Source organism: Mesorhizobium sp. M7A.F.Ca.CA.001.04.2.1 (genome assembly GCF_003998485.1).
In the GTDB taxonomy this organism is placed as follows: Bacteria; Pseudomonadota; Alphaproteobacteria; order Rhizobiales; family Rhizobiaceae; genus Mesorhizobium; species Mesorhizobium ciceri.
Genome location: NZ_RZQT01000236.1, coordinates 1 through 4281, shown reverse-complemented (window position 1 = coordinate 4281; position 4281 = coordinate 1). Strand labels below are relative to the sequence as shown.

The 4281-nt window shown below is 65.7% G+C and carries 4 protein-coding genes and 1 riboswitch; all 4 genes read right to left on the bottom strand.

The window, feature by feature from the left end:
* A partial coding sequence (gene cobN, locus EN955_RS33810) for a cobaltochelatase subunit CobN (protein ID WP_127223555.1) occupies positions 1–2115 on the bottom strand: 2115 nt, incomplete at its 3' end.
* A gap of 18 nt (positions 2116–2133) precedes the next feature.
* Complete coding sequence (gene cobW / locus EN955_RS33805; RefSeq protein WP_024501365.1) at positions 2134–3171, bottom strand: cobalamin biosynthesis protein CobW; 1038 nt, start codon at positions 3169–3171, stop codon at positions 2134–2136.
* Positions 3172–3173: 2 nt separating this feature from the next.
* Positions 3174–3602 carry a DUF1636 family protein gene (locus EN955_RS33800; protein ID WP_024501364.1) on the bottom strand — a complete coding sequence of 143 codons (429 nt, stop codon included), beginning with the start codon at positions 3600–3602 and terminating at the stop codon, positions 3174–3176.
* A 38-nt stretch (positions 3603–3640) separates the two neighbouring features.
* Positions 3641–3845: riboswitch (cobalamin riboswitch) on the bottom strand.
* Between the two features lie 30 nt (positions 3846–3875).
* Positions 3876–4281, bottom strand: a 406-nt coding sequence (locus EN955_RS33795; RefSeq protein ID WP_164769961.1) for a crosslink repair DNA glycosylase YcaQ family protein, incomplete at its 5' end; no start/stop codon positions are given.

The window sequence follows — 4281 nt, the reverse complement described above, 5'->3', positions numbered from 1 at the left end:
GTAGATATGCAGCCCGTCCTTGATGGCGAAATCCTTGAGGTCGCAGAGCCAGGCATCGATGCGGCGCAAGGCCTCGTCGGGCGCGTCGGTTCTGGCAACGCCGGCTTCGGAGGCGAGACCGGTTTTTTGCGCGGTGTCGACGATCAGTTTCGCCAGTCGGTCACGGCGGCGACGGTCGAGCCCGTCGGCCTGGGCATATTCATCGACCAGCCGCTCGAGCTTGTGCTGGTTTTCGTCCAGCCCGGCGCCGGTCAGCGGTGGCGGCAAATGCCCAAGGGTGACGGCGGCAATGCGCCGCTTGGCCTGCGCCGCTTCGCCCGGGTTGGAGACGATGAAGGGATAGATGACGGGCAGGGGACCGGTGACGATCTCCGGAAAGCAGTTTTCCGACAGAGCAACGGTTTTGCCCGGCAGCCATTCAAGCGTGCCATGGGCGCCGACATGGACCAGCGCGTGAACGCCGAGCGACTTGCGCAGCCAGAGGCCGAAGGCGATCAGCGCATGGCGCGGGGGCAGCGTCGGGTCGTGGTAGTCGGCGCGGCGGTCGACGGAGCAGCCGCGGTCGGGGGCGAGGGCGATGGTGACGTTGCCGAAGGTGGCGGCGCGGAAGGGGAAACGTGCAGTGGTCGGTCGCGAAGGTTGGCGCGAGGCGCCCCCCTCCGGTAGAACAGAGGGGGGCGCCTCGCGCAAACCTGTCTCGTCTTCTGCCTTCCCCCAAGCAGCCTCGACTGCAGCAATTGCACCTGTCGGCAATTCCGTCGAAAGAGCGAGATAATCGTCCAGCCCCAACCCGTCGGCACTCCGCTCAAGCAAATCCAGCAACCCACGCGGCGTCTCCGGAATTCCCTCAACCACATAGCCCTGCTCCTTCAGGTCATGCAGCATGGCGAGCACGCTGGACGGCACGTCGAGGCCCACGGCGTAGCCGGTGCGGCCAGGAGCGCTAGGGTAATCCGGGATCAGGATGGCCAGCTTGCGCCCGGCGCGGGGCGTCTCCTGCAACTTGATGAAGGCCGCGACGCGGTCAGCGACCTGCGCCACGCGATCCGGTTCCGGCCGGTTGGCGAAGGCGCGGTGGCCGAGTGCGGGATCGGTCTCGGTCTCGCCCTTGAAGGAAATGGCGCCGGCGAGGACGCGGCCGTCGAGTTCGGGCAGCACGACGTGCATGGCGAGGTCGGCGGGTGCCAGGCCACGCTGGTTGTTTTGCCAGATGTCGCGGCGGGTGGTGGCGACGATGACCTGGAAGACAGGCACGCCGGCGCGGTCGAACAGCGTTTCGATGCCGGGTTCGGCGCCTGAGGCGAAGGCGGTCGCGGTGATGATGGCGGCGGGCTTCAGCGCCGTCAGTGCTGTTTCCACGAAGGCGAGGGAGGTTGGGTCCTTGAGGCTGGAGACGAAGATCGGGACTGGGTCGATGCCGCGCTGCCGCAGCGCTTCAACAAGCGCATCGATGGGCGCGACATCGGCGGCCAGCAGCATCGAGCGATAGAACAGGATGGGGATGATAGGAGCGTTGGCGTTGTAAGCGCCAGCATTCGATAAGTCCGGCTTCTCTACAACTCCACTTCCAGGCACGTAAAAACCAGCTTTCGGCACCACCACCGGGCCGATAACTTCCGCATCCGACCCCGCCAGCCGCGCCAACCTCCGCACCAGCGCGCCCATATTCGCCGGGCCGCCCTCGCGGAAATAGTCGAGCAGAGCGTCAAGTTCTTGGCGCGGCAGCGTCGAGGCTTCGATCAGGCGCAGATCCTCGTCGCGGCATTCGCCGGGCAGCAGCGCCAGTTTTATGCCGCGTTCGCGGGCGGTCGAGGCAAGCTGGTCGCAGCCGTAGCGCCACCAGTCGTAGCCGCCGAGGATGCGCACGAGGATGATCTTGGCATGGCGGGCGACGCGGTCGACCCAGAGGTCGACGGACATGGGATGGCGCAGGTCGCGCAGTGCGGCCAGCCGCATCGAGGGCAGGCGGCCGGCATCGGCCTTCCACGCCGCCGCCAGTCCGGCGAGGTCGCTGTCGGTGAAGGACAGGGCCACGATATCCGCCGGCGTCTGCCGCAGATCGACCGGCTCGGCGAGGTCGTCGAGCGAGGCGGATGTCGTGGTTAGGATGTGCATCGCAATCCGTGTCCGAAATCAGCCGGCGAGTATACGCTCGATCGCCGGGCGGTTCAGCCCTTTCAGGCCGATGACGACGAGGCGCGAGCGGCGGTCGTCCTGCGCGGTCCAGGCGCGGTCATAGTAATGATTGACGCGCGGCCCGACGGCCTGCAGCAACAGCCGCATCGGCTTGCCGCCGACCTCGACGAAGCCTTTTACACGCAGCACGTTCTCTTCTTCTGCGACCGTGGCGACGCGTTTTGCCAGTTCATCGGGATTGGCGACCGAGGCTATGTCGACAATGAAGGTGTCGAAGTCGTCATGCTCGTGGTCGAAGGCGCCGTCATGATGGGATTTGCGGTTCTCGATGTCGTCCTCGACGGCGAGACCGAGCCCGAGCAGCACGGAGGGATCGACCTTGCCATGCGACGTCGGCACGATCTTCACTGCGCGGGCGGAGTGTTCGCCAATGATGGCATTGGCGCGGGCGGTGCCGGCGGCGTCCATCAGGTCGCTCTTCGACAGGATGATCAGGTCGGCGCAGGCGATCTGGTCCTCGAACACTTCTTCCACCGGATCGTCATGGTCGAGCGTCTCGTCCCCGGCGCGCTGCGGCTGGAGGGCCTCCATGTCGTTGGCGACGCGGCCTTCGGCCAATGCCGGTCCGTCGACCACGGCGATGACGCCATCGACGGTCACCCGGCTTTTCACGCTCGGCCACTGAAAGGCCTGGACCAGCGGCTTGGGCAGTGCCAGGCCCGAGGTTTCGATCAGGATATGGTCGACCTTCGGCGTCAGCGACAGGATTTGGTCGAGCGCCGGGACGAAGTCGTCGGCAACGGTGCAGCAGATGCAGCCATTGGCCAGTTCGACGATGTTTTCCTCCGGGCAGGTGTCGATGCCGCAGCCCTTCAGGATCTCGCCGTCGATGCCGATGTCGCCGAATTCGTTGACGATGATGGCAATGCGCTTGCCGCCGGCATTTTCCAGGAGATGGCGGACCAGCGTCGTCTTGCCGGCGCCGAGGAAGCCAGTGACGACGGTGCAGGGAACGCGGGATACGGAAGTGGTCATGGTCAATCCTTCAGCATGTCGAGGGGAGGGATGCGGGCAATGAGGCCGCGCTTCAGGCTATCGGGGCGGCCACGCCACGGGATCAGGCCATCTTTCGAGGTGGCGAAGAGCTTTGCGCCTGTCACGAGGTCGGCGCCGCTGGTCGCGGTCAGGTCGCCGAAGACATAGCTCCAGCAGCCGTCGCGCAGGATCGCGGCGCTGAGGCGCCGCTTGCAATTGCCAAGGCATTCGACGCTGCGGATGCGGATATCGTCGCCAGCGGCGGCGCGGCGCGTGTCGTCCGTCAGCAACTCGCCGGCGCGGGGATGAGCGTCGGAGCCGGTCTCATTGCGGCAGGAGCCGCAGACGATGATGGTGACGCCGGCCAAGGCATCATCATGGCCGGACGAAATATCCGCTGTGCCAGCCGAAAAACTGCTGTCGTGGTCCAAAGATCGGGCTCCTTGCCCGGAAACCCGCCGGGCGATCGGATTCTACAGTCGCAGACGGCAGGTCTCCTGGCTCGCGAGTCATCGCCTTGGGTAGCCGCCTTCCCGGGAATTCCCAGTGGTTTTCGGCCTTGGCTCTTCGCTTACAGTTGCGGGGACAGCCGCGGATTTGGGATTTTGCCCCGCACCGCATTCCCTCTTAGCCCTTGCCGTTGCGGGCAAGGGACCATCTGGAACCGGATTTAGGCTTTTGCGGGCGGCGGTGTCAACGCGAGCTTACGACACGGCTATGTCGGCCAGCGCCGGCCCCAAATCCCCGGCAGGCGTCACTTCGATGCGTTCGAGCCCGAGCCAACCTTGCATCTGCTTCAATTCCTCGAACAGCTCTGCAGCGGTTTCAGGCGGCGCACCGGGCTCGGCATAGGCCGCATGGACCCGCAGTATGCTGGCCGGGCGATCGGCCTTGAGGTCGACGCGCGCCACGATCCGGTCGCCGAGCAGGAACGGCAGGACATAATAGCCATACTGCCGCTTGTCGGCCGGTGTGTAGATCTCGATGCGGTAGTGGAAATCGAACAGCCGCTCGGTGCGCGAGCGCTCGAAGACGACCGGATCGAAGGGTGCCAGCAAGGCGCGGGCCTCGACTTTGCGCGGCAGACGGGCGTCCCGGTGAAGATAGGCC

Bases quoted from the DNA above. Each gene is read 5' to 3' on its own strand.
- cobW (WP_024501365.1), bottom strand. From the start codon at position 3,171: ATGACCACTTCCGTATCCCGCGTTCCCTGCACCGTCGTCACTGGCTTC.